Origin of the sequence: Vibrio sp. A8-1, assembly GCF_013048685.1 — a bacterium.
GTDB lineage: Bacteria > Pseudomonadota > Gammaproteobacteria > Enterobacterales > Vibrionaceae > Vibrio > Vibrio metschnikovii.
In genome coordinates this window covers 80,671-100,121 of sequence record NZ_VHTC01000010.1, presented here as the reverse complement: position 1 = coordinate 100,121, position 19,451 = coordinate 80,671, and the positions used below count along the sequence as shown (strand labels likewise).

The following is a 19,451-nucleotide window of genomic DNA, read 5'->3' as shown; positions in this document are numbered from 1 at the left end:
GGTGTGTCAGCCATATCTGTAAAGCGTTTTTAACCGCCCGAGCAAGAGATAACCCTAATTCATTCATCGAGGTTAGCGTACTCAACTACCTCAACAAACGATCATCTCTTAACCTATCATTTCTGTTGAATTTTTGCTAAGGTGCGCGGTTTGATTTTTCGTCGGGGAAAGTAATGAAGTTACTGTATTGGCTTAATGAAGCTTTATCGCTTTCTCATCCGGCGTTGCAAGCTAGATTACCTTTTACAGGCTCGAACTTAATTGATGATGTATTTGTCCGTTACCAGCTGGTGGATATCGACCAGCCATTACTATTTCTATTTTCACCTTCGGGCAGTGATGTTCGTCAGCAAGAGTTGCATGCTGATTATGTTCCTTGGGGTTATGATTTCGCTCAGCAGCAACAGGTTAATGTGATTGCTTTTCAGCACCTAGGAATGACCAACTGGTTTCGAAGCCCGAGTTTGATTGAGTTCCTTGAGCAACTTGCGCCATTACTGGTCCGGTTTCCCCTGCGCTTAGGTTATGGTTTAAGCCGGGGTGGGTTTGCGATTGGGGCGTTTGCCAATTTACTGCAGCTTAATCATGTGCTGCTGTTTTACCCTGTGAGTACCAAAAATAAACAGCGAGTGCCATGGGATACACGTGTCAGTACTGAAGCTGCCCAAAAATTTGATTGGCAGGGGAAATACCATGATAAAGATCTTGGCGCAGCCCAAGGCTATATTATTTACGACCCTAACGATCCCATTGATGCCCTGCATGCTCAACGTTACCCAGAGTTAATTCAAGTGCCGATATCCGGCATGGGGCATGGTATTCGTTCAAATGATACTGACAAGTTAAGTTTTTATAACCATATCGCTGAGCAGTTTATCCATCAACAAAAGATAGCTGTTGATGATTGTTATCAACAAGCTCGGCAGTGGTTTTTCGAGAGGAAAGAGCCCGAATAAGCGGGGAAATACACGGTATTTTTAAACACAATTGCGTAATGCAATTTAGATGGAGGATAAATGAAGTTACTGTATTGGCTGGATGAATGGGCGTCTCTTTCCAAAGACGAACAACAGGCCAAGTTACCGATGTCTGGTGAGGATTTACTTGATGACATTTTTGTGAAATATCAATTTGTTGATTTAAATAAACCCTTGTTATTTACCTTCTCACCAGCAGGAACGAATTTACAGGAACAGGACTTAGATTCGAATTTTTCGCCTTGGGGCTATCGTCTTGCCCAAAAGCAAGAGGTCAACATTATTGCTTTTCAGCATTTAGGGAAAAGTAATTGGTTTCGTAGTCGCAACTTAATTTTCTTTTTAGAGCAATTATCAACCTTATTGAGCCCGTTTAAGTCGCGGTTAGGCTATGGGCTGAGTCGTGGTGGCTTTGCGGTGGGCGCGTTCGCTAATTTACTAAAGCTAAATCAAGTTTTGCTTTTTTATCCGGTGAGCACCAAAAACCAACAGATTGTCCCTTGGGACGACAGATCCAGCACTCAGCTGGCGCAGCAATATGACTGGCAGGGTGATTATCACGATCTCGATTTAGGGGATGCGAAGGGGTACATCATTTACGACCCGACGAATCACATCGACCGACTGCATGCGAAACGCTACCCGCAATTAACTCACTTAAGGGTATTTGGTATGGGGCATGGCACTCATGCTAATTATCTCAATCAATTTGGCTTTTACAAACAGGTGGCGGTAGATTTTATTCGTCACCAACATATTGATATCGCTCAGTTTCGTCATCAAACCAGAGCGTTGCGTTTTAAAGAAGACTATTATCAGTGTCTGAATAAAGCCAATGCGAATTCTAGGCATCGTTTAGGGTTACTCAGTACCGCGCATCATGTATTGATGGCTGAGAAAAATGCGCATATTAAACAGCATCAAACCAATATTGATATCCAGCCTTTGGTGGATATTGCTATTAAGCATCAGCATGAAAACCCGCAGGATGCGGTGCAGTTATTAGAATTTGCTCAACAGATTGTCCCCGGCGATCCGATGGTTGAATATAAATTGCAGCAACTGCTTTGTTAAATACCTAGTTAGTTGATAGCAATTAGTTGACAGAAAAAAGCGCCAACGGCGCTTTTTATGATCTGGATGTCACGAAAGTTAACGGCAAGCTTAAACCGCCATCAAGCCATTCGTTTTTGAGCGTCAATATTTGCTGCGATTTGATCGCCCATATTGATTAACTTATCTAAAATTCGCTCACCATCGGCGCGAAGTCCGTTGTGTTCATACTCATTGGTGATCCACGCTGTTGAGTTGGCAATTTGCTTAAGGGTCGCGCGGCTAATATCCATATCAACAAACATATCATCAGCGTAAACCGCGCAACTGACCGGCACCTTATTTTGCGCCAGCACCTGCGGATGATACAGTGCAGGCCAATCACTTTTGGCGGCTAGCTGCTGTGCTGCCGCTTGCAGTGGTTTTAAGCAGGTGTATTGTTCAAACATCCAAGGGAAAACCATCTCTCCGGTAAATAAGAAAGTCTGATCAGGCTGATACTCAAAGACTTGATACTCTTGGCGAATACGTTGTGCGGACCAATTCGAAGCGCTGTGCTGACAGTAAATCGATTCATGCAAAATGGCGTAGATAGGGTTGGTTTGAAATGCTTGTTGCATGAGCATCTGATGAAGAAACTCATAGCTCAAGGTCTCTTGCCCATCGACCGTGATCAAGGCGTTTTCCAGTAGATAATAAGTAGGCAGAAAACTGTCACTCATACCAAAGTTGATGCCGATCTGCTGAAACTGCTCAACGGTAAACACTTGACCATTAGGCAAGCTGACACGGTTTTTTATTAGATGGTTGGCTATACGCTGGCATAAGGTTTGCGCTTGGGGGAACTGGGCAAAAAAGGCGTGGTTTTTTTCTAAAGTACGAGCAAACGTCGCGCGGTAGACTTCATCAGCATGGGCGGTTAACGATGGCACGCCACCGGTAATATATGCGCGAGATAAACTATCAGGAAACAAGGATAAGTAAGTCAGTGAGCAAAAGCCACCGAAGCTTTGGCCTAAAATCGCCCATTGCTTAACCCCGAGCGCTTCACGAATGGCTTCCGCGTCGCGTACGATATTATCAGCGCGGAAATGGCTTAAATATTCTGCTTGCTGATTGGCGTTCATGGTCGATAAGGTTTGGTGGGAGATCACCGAGCTATTACCGGTGCCGCGTTGATCAAGCAGCAAGACTTGATGATCTTGTAGGGCGCGTTTTAACCAGCCGGATAAGCCATTAGGACGCGGCGCCGCAAAGCCAGGGCCACCTTGAAAATACACTAACCAGGGTTTTTGTTGCTCGCCATCAGAGACTAAGCGAATCGCCCGTGCAAAAACCGTAATAGTGCTTGAGTTCGGGTCGTTGTAGTTTAAGGGCAGGGTAAAAGAGTGCGGAGTGTAGTGTACTCCATTGTCAATAAAAGCAGTCAGGTGTTGCTGCATCACTATTCCTTGTTGATTATGGTTATGTTTTTAGTGACGCCGTCACTTATCGTGGGTCACAAAAGTAATCAGTAAGGTTATAGTAGTTTACTGCTCGGTTCAAAGTGTCTGCAGCAGTCAGCCTGATCTTAATCACGCAGAAAATAAAAAAGCCAGTCGCAAAGGGCGGCTGGCTAAAAATGTGAACAAAATCTATTCACTAACAACGTCAGTTGGCTAGGTGATCCTCGGCTTAAAAGGATCAATCTGTATAAAGCATTTAGCGTGCCAACTTTTTAATGCTGCGAATGTCCATAAAATCAGTGCTTGTTTGGGTTTAATATCACTTGGTTTCATACTTTGCCTTGCAAAGTGCAATTTATTTTGCGTTTTGCGAATTTCGGAGGTGTGAGGGATAACTTGAGTCAGAGTATGGTCATTACTTCACAGAGTGTGGGCGGCGTCCTTGCATGGTTCTTATGATCCGTTTATATCGGGGATTATCCCTGATAGAAAGAGAGTCCTTACCTTATGAATGAATTTGAAAAAATGACTTTAGGTTTAGCGCATGATTCTGATAGCCCTGAATTTAGTATGCTAAGAAACCAAGCATTTGATCTACTTAAAGAGATAAATTCTCGCCAGTTTGCCGCGGCTCAGCCTTATCTCGCGAGACTATTCAAGCAGGTCGGTGACAATACGGTGGTTTGCCCGCCGTTCTTTTGTGAGTACGGGAAAACCATTTCGATTGGTAACGATACTTACATCAATATGGGAGTGACGATGTTGGATAATGCGCCGATCATCATTGGTAACAACGTGTTAATTGGCCCCAATAGCCAATTCTATACACCCACTCATTCGCTCGATTATCAGCAGCGACGTGGTTGGACCTTTCAATGTGCGCCAATTGTGATTGAAGACGATGTTTGGATTGGGGGAAATGCTGTTATTTGCCAAGGCGTGACGATTGGCGCTCGTTCGGTGGTGGCTGCCGGAGCCGTTGTGACCAAAGATGTTGCTCCTGATACCTTGGTTGGTGGTGTGCCAGCTAAATGGATCAAGGCATTAAATCAAGTTGAAGAATAAAAACAGGGAGACGAAAAGTCTCCCGTTTGGATCTGTCTTTTTCCTATCGGAAACGACAGCGGTGTTAGCTACGTTGATTAATTAACCCAAATAACGCGACACTAAATGTGCCTTGAAGTGTACTGGGTTAAGCACTTCACCCGTAGCTTGTTTCACCAATTCGTCAGTCGTCAGCTGGCTGCCTTGACTCCAGATATTGTCACTCAACCAAGTAAAGATCGGGCTGAGATCTTTACGAGCAATCGCTGCTTCTACATCAACACTGTGCTTCATGGTGGCCATAAATTGCGCGGCATACATAGCGCCAAGGGTATAGGAAGGGAAATAGCCAAAGCTGCCGTCTGTCCAGTGAATATCTTGCATACAGCCATTTTGATAGTTGCCAGCGGTGGAAAGGCCAAGATAAGCGCCCATTTTTTCATTCCATAACTCTGGTACATCAGTGTGTTTGATGTGGCCGTTCATTAGATCACGTTCAATCTCATAACGTAAGATAACGTGAGCTGGGTAAGTAAGTTCATCGGCATCAACGCGAATAAAGCCTTTTTCCACACGGGTGTAGAGTTTTTGGAAGTTATCAGCGGCGAACACGGCACTTTCATTCGCTGAGAAATGTTGCTGAGCTAGAGTGGCTAAATGTTCGATAAATGGTGCGCTGCGGCCCAATTGCATTTCAAAAAATAGCGATTGAGATTCATGAATCCCCATTGAGCGCGCCTGACCAACTGGATTACCAGCAAAGGCTTTTGGCAAGCCTTGTTCATAACGCGCATGACCGGTTTCATGGACAATACCCATTAACGATTGAGTAAACTCGGCTTCGTTATAACGAGTGGTGATCCGTACATCACTGGGTACGCCACCGCAGAATGGGTGCGTACTTTGATCCAGTCGACCGTGATTAAAGTCGAACTGCAGTAGCTTCATTACCTCTAAACCAAGGGCTTTTTGCTCGTCTGCCGGATAATGAGCCGTCGGCAAAATGATCGGTTCGTGGCTTTGCTTTTCTAGAACCTGATCAATTAAAGAAGGTAACCAAGTTTTTACTTCATTAAATACCTTATCCAGCGCTTGGCTGTTTGTCCCCGGTTCATAGAGATCAAGCATGGCATCGTAGCGACTAAGACCGGTGATATCAGAGCGAATTTGCGCTTCTTCTTGAGACAGTTTGACCACTTCGGCCCAATTTTTTTCAAAACCAGTCCAGTCGTTATTTTTACGTTGACTGCGCCAAGCATGCTCACACTGAGAGCCTGCTAGGGATTGCGCTTTAACCAAAGATTCTGGCAGCGCATTGGCCAGTTGCCATTGACGATGCATTTCTCGCCAAGTCGCTTTTTGTTGTGCGGTTTCGAGCTGCTCTTGGCTGCGAGCGAACCACTCGGCTAGTTGTGGCTCAGTCAGTAACTGATGAATATGAACGGATAATTGTGCCATCGCTTCGGAGCGAGCTTGAGCTCCGCCCGCGGGCATAACCGCAGCTTGATCCCAACCACAAATCGAGCTGAGATGTTGAAAGTGAGAAATTTTTTTAAAATGTTCAATCAGAGCGGTAAAAGCCATGTTGATTTCCTTATTCGATGATGCGTTGGCTCACGATGGTGAATACGTAGAGCCTTGATTGGCAGTACTAGAAAACAGAGTCGATAGAATAGGGGATTCTGACTGTGCTGGCTAATCGTTGTTGTTTAAGCTCAATTAATGAGCCTGATACGCGCTAAATTTCTATCCCTAGTTGATGATCCGTCACTGTCTTCTATATGGAGTCTTGATTTGCACCCGTTATACTCTTCCTACTTGAAGCTGCTGCGGTGTTGGCTACGTTCGTTCACCCCAATCACATCGTTTGCCTATGCTCATGGGGATTCACTCACTTGCCGCCTACCTACAATTTCAAGTCGTTTGCGTATACCTATTATTTTCTTTATCCACTTTTGCATAGGCTGCATGGAAGATCTTAAGGTTAATGCGAAAAAATTAACTGAGAAGTGGCTCACTAATAGTACAAATAGGTTGCGAAGATGTTCAAATTTGTTGTGTTTTTATTTTTGGGGTGAATGTAAAGGTATTACTATCTTTTCGTGCATAACAATAATGAACGCTACAGTGGAGGTAGACATGAATGCAATATTCCTGATGCTAATGGGCTTAGGTGCCATGGCGCTGGGTTACATTTTTTATTCGAAATTTATTTGTGAAAAAATCTTTAAAGTCGACCCGCATTTTCGAACCCCCGCTCATGAAATGAATGATGGTATCGATTATGTACCAACCAATAAGTATGTCTTGTGGGGGCATCATTTTACGTCGGTTGCTGGGGCAGCACCGATTATTGGTCCTGCGATTGCCGTGATTTGGGGCTGGGTTCCAGCCTTTATCTGGGTCGTTTTTGGCACGATTTTCTTTGCTGGGGTACACGATGCTGGAGCGATTTGGGCCAGTAACCGTAATAAGGCAAAATCGGTTGGTGCGTTAACTGGCGACATTATCGGTCCTCGTGCACGCAGTCTATTTATGATCGTTATCTTTCTTGTACTACTGATGGTGAATGCGGTATTCGCTGTGGTCATTGCCCGTCAGTTAATCAGCTTTCCCAGTGCTACTATCCCTGTGTGGGGAGCGATTTTGGTGGCGTTGGTGATTGGTCAGTTGATTTATCGTCGTTATATCGGGCTTGCGATGGTCTCGCTATTAGGGGTTATTGCTCTGTACGCGATGATTTATGTTGGCCCTATGATGCCGCTTTCTTTGCCTGATACTTTGATGGGATTGAATCCTACACAGAGCTGGATCATCATTCTGTTTGCCTATGCAGCTATCGCTTCTTTATTACCGGTTTGGATGCTGCTGCAGCCAAGGGATTATATTAACGGCATTCAATTATTCATTGGTTTGTTTTTAGTTTACGGTGCGGTTTTATTCGCCGGTCCTGATGTGGTGGCTCCAGCGTTTAACACTAATTTACCAGAGGGAACGCCATCACTGATCCCATTGCTGTTTGTGACGATTGCTTGTGGTGCGATTTCTGGTTTCCACGGTTTAGTGGCGAGTGGTACTACGTCTAAACAGTTAGATAAAGAACCGGATGTCCGCTTTGTTGGTTACTTTGGTGCAATTGGTGAAGGCTCTTTAGCGTTAGCGGCGATTATTGCGGCAACGGCAGGTTTTGCGACCTTAGCTGATTGGCAGGCGGTTTATCATGGCTTTGGTCAAGGCGGCGTTGGTGCGTTTATTAATGGTGGTGCCAACATACTTCAGCAAGGTTTGGGGTTAGATACTACGCTGTCACAAACGTTATTAACCGTAATGGTTGTTCTTTTTGCAGGGACAACGATGGATACGGGGCTTCGTTTGCAGCGCTATATTTTCCAAGAGTGGGGGAATATTTATAACATTAGTTGGATGCAAAAAGCACTGCCCGCGACGCTCTTAGCGGTTGGATCTTGTGTTTTGTTAGCGTTTGGTGCTGGTGGCGATGGTTCGGGTGGTCTACTGATTTGGCCGTTATTTGGTACCACTAACCAGTTATTGGCAGGATTAACCTTGCTTGTTATTACGGTGATGTTAGTACGTTTAGGGCGGCCAATGTATTACACCTTAGTACCGCTAGTGTTTTTATTAATTATGACTACCTTAGGTTTATTGATTCAGTTGAAAAGCTTTTACGATAAGCAAGATTGGTTCTTATTTACGCTCGATATTATCGTACTGATTGCTGCCATTTTGATCACTTTAGAGTGCGCTTCCGCCTTGAATAAATTGATTAAAAGTAAGAAGGAGGCGGTGTTGAATGAAACTGAGTAAGATCCGAGCTTGTTTTAAGCTCGCTAATCATTACGCAGAAGAAATTTATAACGCGCCATATCGTTCGGCCATTGCTCGCGCTAAGCGCGAGCAAGACGATTTGTTTATGTTGCTGATCTTCTCCGAGATGATGGGGGTACCTAATCCGGCTAGTTATTACACACTGGAGTTACAACCTCTATTAATGGAGCGTTTTCATGATTGGCATCTGCGCATGGGGATGGCTCATTCACCGCTCGATCAATTTAGATGTTGTTAAACACAAAAGCGGCCAGACATTCACAGAGAGGAGAGAGCGGTGGCGTTATTACTGAATAATCAACGAGTGATTTTAGTTGGCGGAAAAGGTGGGGTAGGCAAAACCACCACTTCAGCAACGTTAGCCTTGTTAGCAGCAGAAAGAGGTCGGAGAGTATTAGTGGTTTCCACCGATCCTGCGCACAGCTTAGCCGATGCCTTTGACCGACCGATCGGCGATAAAATCACCCGAGTTGCCCCGAATCTTGACGGTTTAGAAATTGACCCAGATGAAGAAGTGGTTCGTCATCTTGAGCAAGTCAGCCGCCAGTTAAAACGGTTTACTCGTCCTGAGCTTTATGGTGCCGTTGAGCGGCAAATTCGTTTAACGGGGCAATCTCCCGGCGCACAAGAAGCGGCGTTATTGGAGTGTATTGCACGTACATTAGAGCATGGTCTACAGCACTATGATTTAGTGATTTTTGATACCGCGCCCACCGGCCACACTTTACGTTTACTCGCTCTTCCAGAAGCGATGGCGGCTTGGACACAAGGATTGCTGAAAAGTAACCAACAATCGGACAAGTTTGCCAAGGTGCTTGATCACTTAACGCCAAATAGTGGTAAAGATATTGATAACCCACTGAGCAGTCCAGAAGAGCATGCTACCAGTGGTCTTGATGAACGACACAAAGCAATTGCGGAAATTTTACTTAATCGACAACGGTTATTACAGCGAACGCGAGAAACGTTTTTGGATGGCTCACAAACGGCGATTTTATTTGTATTAACCCCAGAAAAACTGCCAATTTTGGAAACCACGCGAGCGGTACGCTCACTGACCGATGAAAAGTTACCTGTCGCCGGGATTGTGATTAACCGCATTTTACCGATTCATGCGGATGGCGAATTTTTAGCCTTGCGGCGTCAACAGGAAAAACAACATTTACAGGAAATTGATCAGCAGTTTTCCCATCTCAAGCGTTATCCAATCCCTTTACAAGCGACTGATATTCAGGGGGCCGACCAATTAATGGCGCTAGGAACGCAGTTTACCCAAGCTGGTTTCTAAGCCAAAGAAAATTGCTCAAAAGGTAAAAAAATATTACAGACAAGTGATTGACTCTCAGGTATAACGATTTTGTGATCTGAATCGTTATATCATTCAGAGCCGCAACAACCGCTAGGGAAGGCAGTGCAAAGAGGGCTTAGTCTGTTCTTTGTAAACTGTCTCTACGCAATTTGGTGTCAGTGACTTGTGTGAGAGATTATGTATATTCAGAATTTTGAAGCGTTTTTAATTGCGATAACTATTTTAACCTTAACGCCGGGTTTAGATACCGCGTTAGTGATCCGTAATACGTCCCGAGCGGGCATGGCTGACGGCTGTATCACCAGTTTGGGTATTTGTATTGGTCTATTTGTCCATGCCACGTTTTCAGCGATCGGTATTTCGGCGATTTTAACTCAATCGGCTGAGTTGTTTCAGGTGATGAAGATGATCGGTGCGGCTTATTTGATTTGGCTGGGCTTGTCTAGTTTACGTACTTTAATGAAGTCACCGAGCGGGATCGATATTGTTACCCTGCAACATACACAACTAAATCCCCGCCGTTCGCTACGAGAAGGTTTCTTATCTAACGTACTTAACCCGAAAACCGCGGTATTTTACTTGGCTTTTTTGCCGCAGTTTATCAATCCTGAATATTCTCCTTTGCTACAGTCGTTATTAATGGCTGCGATTCATTTTGTGATTGCAATGCTTTGGCAGTGTGGGTTGGCTGGAACGTTGAGTTCGGCAAAAAATTTGCTGAAAAATAGTGCATTTATGCGTTGGATGGAAGGGACGACCGGGGTGGTGTTGGTCGGATTAGGTTTTAAATTAATGACTGATGACATTGAATAGCTATCAATTTTCGAATAGAAAAGGGCTTGAGAAATATCTCAAGCCCTTTATTTTTTATTTTTAAAGTCAATAGTAGCAGTAAAAAGAGTAAACTAGGCTTTGGCTTTAATGGTTTTTAAGGCTGGTAACTGCGCTTCAAAATAAAGCTTAGTCTCTTTGATGACGACATGACGTAAAGCGATTAAGCCGATCAGGTTAGGAATCGCCATTAATCCGTTAACGATATCGGCAATAATCCAAATCAGATCGAGATGAAGAAAAGCACCAGAGGCGACTAAGCCGATAAAAATCACTTTATAAGGCAGAACGGCCTTGGTTCCCCATAGGAACACTACGCAGCGTTCTCCATAATAGTTCCAACCTAAAATCGTGGTAAAAGCGAAAAAAATCAGCCCTACAGAAACCAGTAATGGGCCAAGCGTCTGGGCATTAAGCCCCGTGGCAAAGGCATGGGTTGTCATCGCTGCGCCCGCAAAATCGCTTTGCCATGCACCTGTCAAAATCAAGGCCAATCCGGTCATGGTACAAATGATGATCGTATCAAAGAAGGTGCCCGTCATTGAAATCAGGCCTTGTTTCACACAAGAGTCGGTTTTTGCTGCAGCGGCAGCCATCGGTGCACTGCCTAAACCAGACTCATTGGAAAAGACACCACGGGCAATACCCGATTGAATCGCCAACATGATACTTGCGCCTAAAAATCCGCCGCTGGCTGCGGTTGGTGTAAAGGCGGAAACCAACACCAATTGAATCGCATCGAGTAGTTTATCCCCATTACTGATGATCACACTCAAACAAGCAACGACGTAAAAAAGCGCCATAATAGGCACAACTTTACCTGCGACTTTGGCGATGGATTGAATACCACCGACAGTGACAAAAGCGACTAGGATGGTCAGCACAACAGCGGACATCTCTCGGGGTACACCGAAAGAAATTTGAGTCGCGTCTAAAATGGCATTAACTTGTGGGAAAGTACCGATACCAAAACAGGCAACGCCTAGGGCAAAAACCGCAAATAAAATCGCTAACGTGTTTGACCCAACACCATCGCGCAGATAATACATCGGTCCGCCGACCATTTGTCCTTTATCATCGACTTTACGGTATTTCACCGCGAGTAAGCATTCCGCGTATTTCGTTGCCATACCAAATAAAGCTGCCAGCCACATCCAAAATAATGCACCTGGGCCGCCCAGTTTAATGGCAGTGGCAACCCCAACAATATTTCCAGTGCCAATGGTAGCGGAAAGCGCGGTGCAAAGTGCTGCGAAGCTTGATACATCACCTTGTTTATCGCCGGGTTCTTTACTAAATACCATTTTTATCGCAGAGGGTAGGTAACGAAACTGCAGTAAGCCTAAACGAAAGGTAAAGTAGATCCCGGTTCCTACGAGTAGGATCAGTAGTGGTGGGCCCCAAATAAAGTGGTCAATAGTTTGTAGCAGTGTTTGTAGGTTGGTCATTATTTCCCCTTAATAGTGTCAACATAAGGAGAAGAGGAAAGGGGCTGAATAATATATTCAGTCAAACTCACCGCGATAAAACAACACACAAAGAAAACCGTGCCACGATACCTGTGGTACAAAGTCACTGTCAGCGTTGTTTACGTAAAGTGAGTAAAGCCATAAGGCTTAGAATCATAGAACCTTTCACTCCTCTGTCCTTTTGCCTGAGAGTTTCACTGTGCTGATATGATCAGCACAGCTTGCTCCTTCGGCGACCGATTGAACGGTTCTCTCCAGAGGTTCCTCCAACAACAGTCCTCGCTTTTCTCTTCAAAAAGAATAAAGCACCTGAAAGATTTACTTCTTCGGCGGGTATAGTTAACTAAGTGTTAAGATTTAGTTAATAACCACTCTCCTGCTGTCTTCAACGGAACAATTATCTAGTGTTACAATAATTTGCTTGGCGATATTACCCAAAATAAAGTGTGATGTCATCTGCAAATTTAGTGGTAAATGACTGGAATCAACAAGGGAGCGCAGTGCACGAGTCAGCGTAAAAAATCAGCGCTGTTTGAAAAAACGTCACTTTCAAAGTGAACTCAGTTAAATTATTGACATAACAGCAGGTTAATCCATTTTTCTTTGACCTATTTGGTGCGATAAATGGTATAAAATAGCAAGCAGCAACAGGCTTGAGAGCTACACTTGTCTTACCGAATGTCATTGAAGTAGGCAAAATAAAACCGGAGCATACTATGACCAGATTGATTTTTATTGGGGTATTAATTGTTCTCGCTTTTCTTTTAATCCGTTATGGAACTAATGAGAAACTTCAAAAGTGGGTAGTGATTGTTTTATTATCGGCTTTTGCTCTTTATACCGCTTCGCTTGTGGTCACTGAATTAATTCGCTGATGCTAAATTGGGAGTCAATGTGAATCAAAAAAAGGCAGATGAACACCAAGATGTTGTTGTCATTGAACAACGTGACAAACGCAGTTACCTCTATATTGGGTTAGCGGCAGCATTAGGGTTGGCATTAGGGGGATTAGTCGGTTCGTCAGTGACGGAGACTAAATGGCAAACCGCTTATGCTGGTTTGCAGGTCAATGTTCAAGCGTTACAAGAAAATGCGAAGGCATTAAATGAACAAACGGCTCAGCAGGCAGAGCGACAAGAGCAAGAGTGGCAAGTGAAACTGCAAGAGCATCTTGAGCAGCAAAAAACACAACATCAAGAGCAGTTGGATCAATTAGAACAACAGATTGCAGAATTAGAAAAAGTTAACTTATCGTTGGATCAGCAATTAGCAAAGCAAAACAACGCATTACAAAGTGCTGATGAGAAAAATGCACGATTACATCGTCAAGCGGACATGCAATCGATACTTTTTGAACGTTCACGAGAGTTATTTCAAAAAGAGCTAAAGATTAAGCAAGAAGTTGAACAGCTACAAAAAGAGCAAAAGCAGTTGAATGATGCTTTACCTATCTTGAAAAAAGAGTGTGATGTTTATTTAAAAGGCCAATCTTGGGATGCAAAATCGGATGCTTGTGATAAGCAAGATGCGGCGAGTTCAAGATTAAGCCAAGTAGAACAAATGTTGCGCGTTCATCAACTAGATTTACAAGAAATTAAATCATTATCAGCGGAAATAGGTTTATAGCACCACGCGGTTAAGCATCGAAAAATCCAGCCTCTAGAGCAATAGAGACTGGATTTTTTGTTATTCGCGAAAGTTATTATATTGGAAAGGTTGTTCTAGGTTACTTTCTTTTAAAAAGGCGATTACCGTCTGTAAATCATCGCGTTTTTTACCACTGACTCGAATTTTATCGCCTTGAATAGAGGCTTGTACTTTGAGCTTGGCATCTTTGATCATCTTAACCACTTTTTTGGCCAGTAATGATTCGATCCCTTGCTTAAATACAATATCCTTGTACCAGTTTTTACCTGAATGGACGGAGTCTTTTAGCTCCATAGCTCGCGCATCAACACCGCGCTTGGCTAAATTGCCACGCAGGATATCCAACATTTGATTAAGTTGAAAATCATCTTCAGCGGCTAATTTTACTGTCTCATCTTTGAGCTCGAAACTGGCGTCGACATTACGAAAATCAAAGCGTGTGGCGAGTTCACGATTAGAGTTATCTACGGCATTACGCAGTTCTACGGTATCAACTTCTGAAACAATATCAAAAGAAGGCATAACTTAAATTCCTTATTTTATTGAGTACGTCGAGTGGTTATCGCTTGCGCAAGGCGAGTGAGCATTGTTGCGGTATCATCCCAGCTTAAACAAGGATCCGTGATCGACTGGCCATAGGTTAAATTATTCAAGTCACACATGGATTGATTGCCTTCAATAAGAAAACTTTCAGCCATAATACCCGCGACCTTATGGCTACCGGATTCAATTTGACGACCAATCTCTTCAGCAACTTCAAGCTGTTTGCGATGCTGTTTTTGACAATTGGCATGGCTAAAATCAACCACTAATCGTTCAGGTAAATTAAATTCAGCCAGTTGAGCGCAAGCGCTATTAATTGAATCTACATCAAAGTTTGGGCCACTTTCCCCACCACGTAAAATGACGTGTCCGTAGGGGTTACCGCTGGTGCGATAGACGGTCATGCGCCCATTTTTATCAGGCGAATAAAAGTAGTGTGAGGCATGAGCGGCACGAATGGCATCAATCGCAATTTTGACATTGCCATTCGTGCCATTTTTAAAACCGACAGGGCAAGAAAGTGCCGAGGCCATTTCTCGGTGAATTTGCGACTCTGTAGTACGCGCACCAATCGCTCCCCAACTGATCAGGTCTGCAATGTATTGCCCCGTGATCATGTCGAGAAATTCGGTTGCCGTTGCTAGTCCGAGTTTATTGATATCGAGTAACAATTGACGTGCTTTGTTTAAGCCAGCTTCTAACGCATAGGAGCCATCTAAATTAGGATCAGTGATCAGACCTTTCCAGCCAACCACGGTGCGTGGTTTTTCAAAATAGGTACGCATGACAATGAACAGTTGGTCACGATACTGATCTTGTATCTCACTTAATCGGCGTGCGTACTCAAGTGCGGCATGGGTATCATGGACAGAGCAGGGGCCGACAATGACCAATAAGCGGTCATCTTGACCCGATAGGATTTGTTCAATTTGTTGACGTGAGTGAGCAATGCGTTCGGCAACCTCATGGGTCACTGGATGAGCAAGGCTTAATTCAGCCGGCGTTGGCATTGGGCCAAGGGCTTGGGTTCTTAATTCATCAGTTTTTAATGGCATCATATTGCCTATTCTTTTATTGCGAAGCGCTAAAGATAACGAATTTAACTCAGAGAATAAACCACTTAGCATAAATGCAAGTGATGAAAACTGTAAACTTGATATTTTATTCACTTTAAATGAATTAATATTGATACTTGCCCTTGTGTTTGGTCAATGAACTCGGTATTTTCACCCTATACCAATCAAGAACAGATGGAGCCGTTATGAGTGTTGTATCACCCTCTTCAATAAATAAGCCGTTTGAGCAAGGGAATACCTTACCTCAATGGTCCCAACAAACATTGAGTTCGACGCTATTTGTTGTCATTTCAGAGTTGATCGCAGATAGCATTTTTTATCATCCTAGTTTGGTCACCGATCTGACTCAGCTATCTGAACGAGAGAAAAGCTCGCTGAATGCACTATTAAACGACCAGTCCATCGCTGAGCATTTTGTTGATACGTTAGTGGAGCGCATTGAACAAGCGATTAAACCCCATCACCAAAGCGTTCGTGTCTGTTTAAGTAATGAAGATAGTGCACAGAGTCGTGCTTTGCTTGGCGGAGAAAAAGTCACAGTTGAACCAAATCCGGCGCTTGGAGTGCGAGGTGTAGCTCGATTAACGGACAGTGAATACGCTGATGCATTTGAGTTGGAGTGCAACGTGATCAAAAGGCTGATCAGTAAAGGGCATCCTATTGAAATCGTCGTGCCTTTTGTTCGCTCGCTGAGTGATGCCGCTGGAATTATTGACGGCCTAGCTGAGCAAGGCTTGCCACGCGGTTTACATGGATTACAAGTGTCGTTTGTTTGCCAAGTTCCTTCCGCCGCGCTATTAGCTGAACGTTTATTGGCTTATTTTGATGGAATGCTGTTAGATTGGGACTCCCTTGCCCAGTTTACCTTAGCGACGGATAATACGGTAGAAAGCCTTGTTGAACGTTATCAGCCGACCGACAACGATGCCGTGTTTCAGTTAGCAGAAATGGCGATCAAAGCCGTTCATCAAACCTCTAAGCCATTAAGTATATTAGTTAGTGAGCAGAGTGTGTCGACTAAAATTCAGCGCTTTTTGTCTGAGATTGCTCAGCCAGACTCGGTTTACTATTACTGAGTCTTATCTTTAAGAAGCCAAGCAAAAATAGCTTGGCTTCTTATTTTCTGTAACATTTCGTTGACATTTTCTTGACTATCGAGTGAACTGGTCTGATGAGATCACAAGGAAGTTTTAACTATGTTTTCTGCTCTGACTAAAGCTAATTTCTATCTTAATTATTTCGGTATTTTTAAAGTTCCGCTGATTTGGTATTGCCGCCCTAAAATTTTGCTGTTGAATGAGCAAGCGGTTGAAGTACGTATTCCGCTGAAAAAGAGGAATAAAAATCATCTCAATAGTATGTATTTTGGCGTACTTGCCGTGGGGGCGGATGTGGCTGGTGGATTTATGGCCATGCATAAGGCTCAGCAGCGTGGGGAAGTGATTTCTTTAGCGTTTAAAGCCGTTAAAGCGGAATTTTTAAAAAGACCAGAAGGGGATGTCCACTTTCACTGTGTTGATGGTGCTGCGATTGATGCCATGTTGGATGAAACCATTGCGACTGGTCAACGCGTCAATCACGAGGTCAAAATCGTCGCCACTTGCCCATCACAGCATGGTGATGAGCCAATGGCAGAATTTTGGTTAACGCTGTCTGTTAAAGCGGTGAAATCAAAATAATCAGAGTAAAGAGAGTGACTTAATCTAACTCAATGACTTCAATGTCGACAATTTTGCTTCGGTTAATCACGATTTTCCAACGGTAATAACGCGGTGTCTGTTGATGATCGTCTTCTTTAATGATCAAGTTAATTAAGTGACGTTTTTCGACAGATTCTCGGCTGACTTGACCATTGCTAAGCTGATAAATTCGAGTCGAGCTTTTATCAATTAAGCGTGTTAACGGGCGTAAATCGATCATCATCGCTTCACGGGTTTCTTCATAACCGCTCATAAAGCGTGATGTTGACATCTCAACTTCAGATCGGTAATGAAGGATTTGTTCTTCACGTTGAACAATTCGCTTCTTACGAATAGCTTGAATTTTTTCTGGTAACTGGGATAACGATTGGTAATCCAACCATTCATCTTTTTGTCCAACTTGAGTTCCGGTACTGGGATCAAAGTAGCGGCGACGCCATTTAGGTTTGCCTTTACGGATCCAACGCCACATCATGTCGCGCAAATCATCTTTAAAAATTTCGCGTAGCGCGTAAATAAATGACATCGCAATAATAAATGAAGCGGTAATCTCTCCCCAATAGTCACGTGCCACAATCGCGGTTAGCGTAACCACGACCATGACTAACCCCGTTGCGACCCCCTTAACCATCCGTTTGATGTTATTACCCAAAGAGGTCACTTTCTCGTTAAGAATGATCGGGTGTTCAATTAAACGACGTAATAAACGCATTTTATTACTCAGACGGGTCATGTCGGTTCCCGCTTTGGCTGAGTTGTAATGGTTTAAGGCACGATGCGCTTGTTCTTTTTCAACTAAGGTGATGAGGCGTTCTTTAATGGTTTTATAGTCACTGTCACGGGTGAGATGAGCGACAATCGATAAAAATTTTTGTTCGGTATACCAAGAGAGATAGTTATCAATATTGGCATAATAGCGCTTAAGGCTTTCATCGTAAGGGATGGTTCTGCGTAATCGTTTTAGAATATCGAGCGATAGCTCGATCACCGTATCGACTTCATCAGCCGTGACGGTGTCACTAGTTGCATTGAGCTGATTAACGGCTCTATCTAAGGCGATAACATATTGATAAGCAAACAAACTCAAGCTCACCCGGTACTGTGTTGATGACAGGCGACCTCGTTGTGCTAATCGGCTATGGACAAGTGGCAGGAGAATTTTATCACTATAATAGGAGCGCTTTTGATGAATGGAGCTGTAAAAGAACTCCGACTCTGAAATGACTTCTGGGCTAAGGCCTAATTCTCCAGGAATAAAAAGATAAACATCCAAATCCAGTTTCTTACTGCCTGACATTTGAGTGGCAATCCTCAACGTGACAGCGTCATATTTATCTACCGTGATCAACGAAAGCTCCTGAAAAAATTGCTGAATTTTATCGATACAATTGCGAGAAAGCATAGCAGAGATCACGTATAATCTCTGCAAATTTGCTGTGAGACAATTTTACATGATTAACATTGGTCAAATTAATAGCTTAGAAGTGGTAAAAATCACTGATTTCGGCGTTTTTTTAGATGCGGGAGAGTTCGGTACCACTTTGCTGCCTAAGCGTTACGCACCTCAAGGTGTCGAACTGGGGCAATTTATCGATGTGTTTCTGTTCTTTGATTCAGAGAATCAATTAGCAGCGACAACGGAGACACCGATTGCTCAAGTGGGAGAGTGGGGATTAATGAAAGTCGTCGGTGTGAATAATACCGGAGCATTTGTTGATTGGGGCATTAAAGATAAAGACTTACTAATCCCGTACAGTGAGCAACGTGCGCGCTTTAACGAGGGGCAGACAATTTTAGTTTATGTCTATACCGACAAAGCCTCGGGTCGTATTGTGGGTACCACCAAATTTAATAAATGGTTAGATAAAACACCAGCGCATTATAAGGTTAACCAACCTGTTGATTTGATTATTGCTGAGCGTTCAGAGCTTGGCTTTAAGGCGATCATTAACGGAGCGCATTGGGGGATGATTTTCCCATCGGATGTGTTCGGAAAACTGTTTATCGGTAAAAAAATCAAAGGTTATATCAAAAGTATTCGTCCTGATGGCAAAATCGATCTGGCTCTTCAAAAAGTCGGTGTCGAAAAAATGGATGAGTTAAGTAGCAAAATTTTATCCATGTTAGAGAAAAAACAAGGCTTTTTACCGCTTAGCGATAAATCGACCCCAGAAGAGATTTTTGCCACTTTCCGGACCAGTAAGGGTACGTTTAAAAAAACCATTGGTGGTTTATTTAAGCAAGGAAAGATTGTGATTGAAAAAGACGGTATTCGCCTCGTTTAAGCTAGGTTGAGTATTATTAGCCAAAAAATGGCCCAAAACAGCGTTAGGTTTTGGGCCTTGGGAAACGCGCCAGAAGGGGAGTTGAGCGCGATTTACGGCTATCCCCTTGGTTTGGCTATTATATGGGGATATTGATAAAGTATAGACTAGTGTCCACCGTTTGATACTTATCATTCCTTAACGCTCAGCAATGCTTTTAAATCCGTCTATTAATATCATCAGTGTG

18 protein-coding genes and 1 riboswitch are annotated in these 19,451 nt (G+C 43.6%); of the genes, 12 read left to right on the top strand and 6 right to left on the bottom strand.

Annotated elements, in window-relative coordinates; all coding sequences use genetic code 11:
- Nucleotides 1-173: 173 nt before the first annotated feature.
- Together FKN93_RS07755 and FKN93_RS07750 are read left to right on the top strand one after the other, a co-directional pair.
- Nucleotides 174-956 (top strand): cytosolic protein, encoded by a 783-nt coding sequence (locus tag FKN93_RS07755; RefSeq protein WP_170904797.1) that lies wholly within the window; start codon nt 174-176, stop codon nt 954-956.
- Nucleotides 957-1,016: 60 nt separating this feature from the next.
- Entirely contained in the window at nt 1,017-2,051 is a 1,035-nt protein-coding gene (locus tag FKN93_RS07750) for a cytosolic protein (RefSeq protein ID WP_158143905.1), read from the top strand.
- Nucleotides 2,052-2,152: 101 nt separating this feature from the next.
- Here the strand turns inward: FKN93_RS07750 and FKN93_RS07745 are convergent, their stop codons facing one another.
- On the bottom strand, nt 2,153-3,472 hold the full coding sequence (locus tag FKN93_RS07745) for an alpha/beta fold hydrolase (protein ID WP_170904796.1): 1,320 nt from the start codon (nt 3,470-3,472) through the stop codon (nt 2,153-2,155).
- 510 nt (nt 3,473-3,982) lie between these two features.
- Here FKN93_RS07745 and FKN93_RS07740 point away from each other — a divergent pair.
- Entirely contained in the window at nt 3,983-4,540 is a 558-nt protein-coding gene (locus FKN93_RS07740) for a sugar O-acetyltransferase (protein ID WP_170904795.1), read from the top strand.
- 81 nt (nt 4,541-4,621) lie between these two features.
- Here FKN93_RS07740 and FKN93_RS07735 read toward each other — a convergent pair whose 3' ends face one another.
- Complete coding sequence (locus FKN93_RS07735) at nt 4,622-6,103, bottom strand: carboxypeptidase M32 (protein ID WP_170904794.1); 1,482 nt, start codon at nt 6,101-6,103, stop codon at nt 4,622-4,624.
- 555 nt (nt 6,104-6,658) lie between these two features.
- Here FKN93_RS07735 and FKN93_RS07730 point away from each other — a divergent pair.
- The 4 genes from FKN93_RS07730 (at nt 6,659) to FKN93_RS07715 (ending at nt 10,487) form a co-directional block, all read left to right on the top strand.
- Nucleotides 6,659-8,344, top strand: coding sequence for a carbon starvation protein A (locus FKN93_RS07730; RefSeq protein ID WP_040904322.1), 1,686 nt, complete (start codon nt 6,659-6,661; stop codon nt 8,342-8,344).
- Nucleotides 8,331-8,603, top strand: coding sequence for a cory-CC-star protein (locus FKN93_RS07725; protein ID WP_040904321.1), 273 nt, complete (start codon nt 8,331-8,333; stop codon nt 8,601-8,603). Before FKN93_RS07730 ends, FKN93_RS07725 begins: the two co-directional genes overlap by 14 nt.
- Nucleotides 8,604-8,642: 39 nt before the next feature.
- Nucleotides 8,643-9,653 (top strand): ArsA family ATPase, encoded by a 1,011-nt coding sequence (locus FKN93_RS07720; RefSeq protein WP_158138427.1) that lies wholly within the window; start codon nt 8,643-8,645, stop codon nt 9,651-9,653.
- 198 nt (nt 9,654-9,851) lie between these two features.
- Nucleotides 9,852-10,487 carry a LysE family translocator gene (locus FKN93_RS07715; RefSeq protein WP_158138428.1) on the top strand — a complete coding sequence of 212 codons (636 nt, stop codon included), beginning with the start codon at nt 9,852-9,854 and terminating at the stop codon, nt 10,485-10,487.
- A 92-nt stretch (nt 10,488-10,579) separates the two neighbouring features.
- Here the strand turns inward: FKN93_RS07715 and FKN93_RS07710 are convergent, their stop codons facing one another.
- On the bottom strand, nt 10,580-11,953 hold the full coding sequence (locus FKN93_RS07710; protein WP_154168241.1) for a sodium:alanine symporter family protein: 1,374 nt from the start codon (nt 11,951-11,953) through the stop codon (nt 10,580-10,582).
- A gap of 184 nt (nt 11,954-12,137) precedes the next feature.
- Nucleotides 12,138-12,242: riboswitch (glycine riboswitch) on the bottom strand.
- A gap of 448 nt (nt 12,243-12,690) precedes the next feature.
- Here FKN93_RS07710 and FKN93_RS07705 point away from each other — a divergent pair.
- Together FKN93_RS07705 and FKN93_RS07700 are read left to right on the top strand one after the other, a co-directional pair.
- A complete protein-coding gene (locus FKN93_RS07705) occupies nt 12,691-12,849 on the top strand; it encodes a hypothetical protein (RefSeq protein WP_167363644.1) in 159 nt (52 codons plus the stop codon).
- Between the two features lie 19 nt (nt 12,850-12,868).
- Nucleotides 12,869-13,600 carry a chromosome partitioning protein ParA gene (locus FKN93_RS07700; RefSeq protein ID WP_170904793.1) on the top strand — a complete coding sequence of 244 codons (732 nt, stop codon included), beginning with the start codon at nt 12,869-12,871 and terminating at the stop codon, nt 13,598-13,600.
- Nucleotides 13,601-13,660: 60 nt separating this feature from the next.
- Here FKN93_RS07700 and FKN93_RS07695 read toward each other — a convergent pair whose 3' ends face one another.
- A complete protein-coding gene (locus FKN93_RS07695; protein WP_154168237.1) occupies nt 13,661-14,143 on the bottom strand; it encodes a YajQ family cyclic di-GMP-binding protein in 483 nt (160 codons plus the stop codon).
- Nucleotides 14,144-14,160: 17 nt separating this feature from the next.
- Nucleotides 14,161-15,219, bottom strand: coding sequence for a 3-deoxy-7-phosphoheptulonate synthase (locus FKN93_RS07690; RefSeq protein WP_154170651.1), 1,059 nt, complete (start codon nt 15,217-15,219; stop codon nt 14,161-14,163).
- A gap of 206 nt (nt 15,220-15,425) precedes the next feature.
- Here FKN93_RS07690 and FKN93_RS07685 point away from each other — a divergent pair, with 206 nt between their 5' ends.
- Nucleotides 15,426-16,316: a putative PEP-binding protein gene (locus tag FKN93_RS07685; RefSeq protein WP_154168235.1), complete on the top strand. Its 891-nt coding sequence runs from the start codon at nt 15,426-15,428 to the stop codon at nt 16,314-16,316.
- A gap of 120 nt (nt 16,317-16,436) precedes the next feature.
- Nucleotides 16,437-16,919, top strand: a complete 483-nt coding sequence (locus FKN93_RS07680) for a DUF4442 domain-containing protein (RefSeq protein WP_040904318.1) — start codon at nt 16,437-16,439, stop codon at nt 16,917-16,919.
- A 19-nt stretch (nt 16,920-16,938) separates the two neighbouring features.
- Here FKN93_RS07680 and FKN93_RS07675 read toward each other — a convergent pair whose 3' ends face one another.
- Entirely contained in the window at nt 16,939-18,288 is a 1,350-nt protein-coding gene (locus tag FKN93_RS07675; RefSeq protein ID WP_040904829.1) for a hypothetical protein, read from the bottom strand.
- A 103-nt stretch (nt 18,289-18,391) separates the two neighbouring features.
- Between FKN93_RS07675 and FKN93_RS07670 the strand changes: the two genes are divergently transcribed.
- Nucleotides 18,392-19,225: a S1-like domain-containing RNA-binding protein gene (locus FKN93_RS07670; RefSeq protein ID WP_004395302.1), complete on the top strand. Its 834-nt coding sequence runs from the start codon at nt 18,392-18,394 to the stop codon at nt 19,223-19,225.
- The last annotated feature ends 226 nt before the right edge of the window (nt 19,226-19,451 follow it).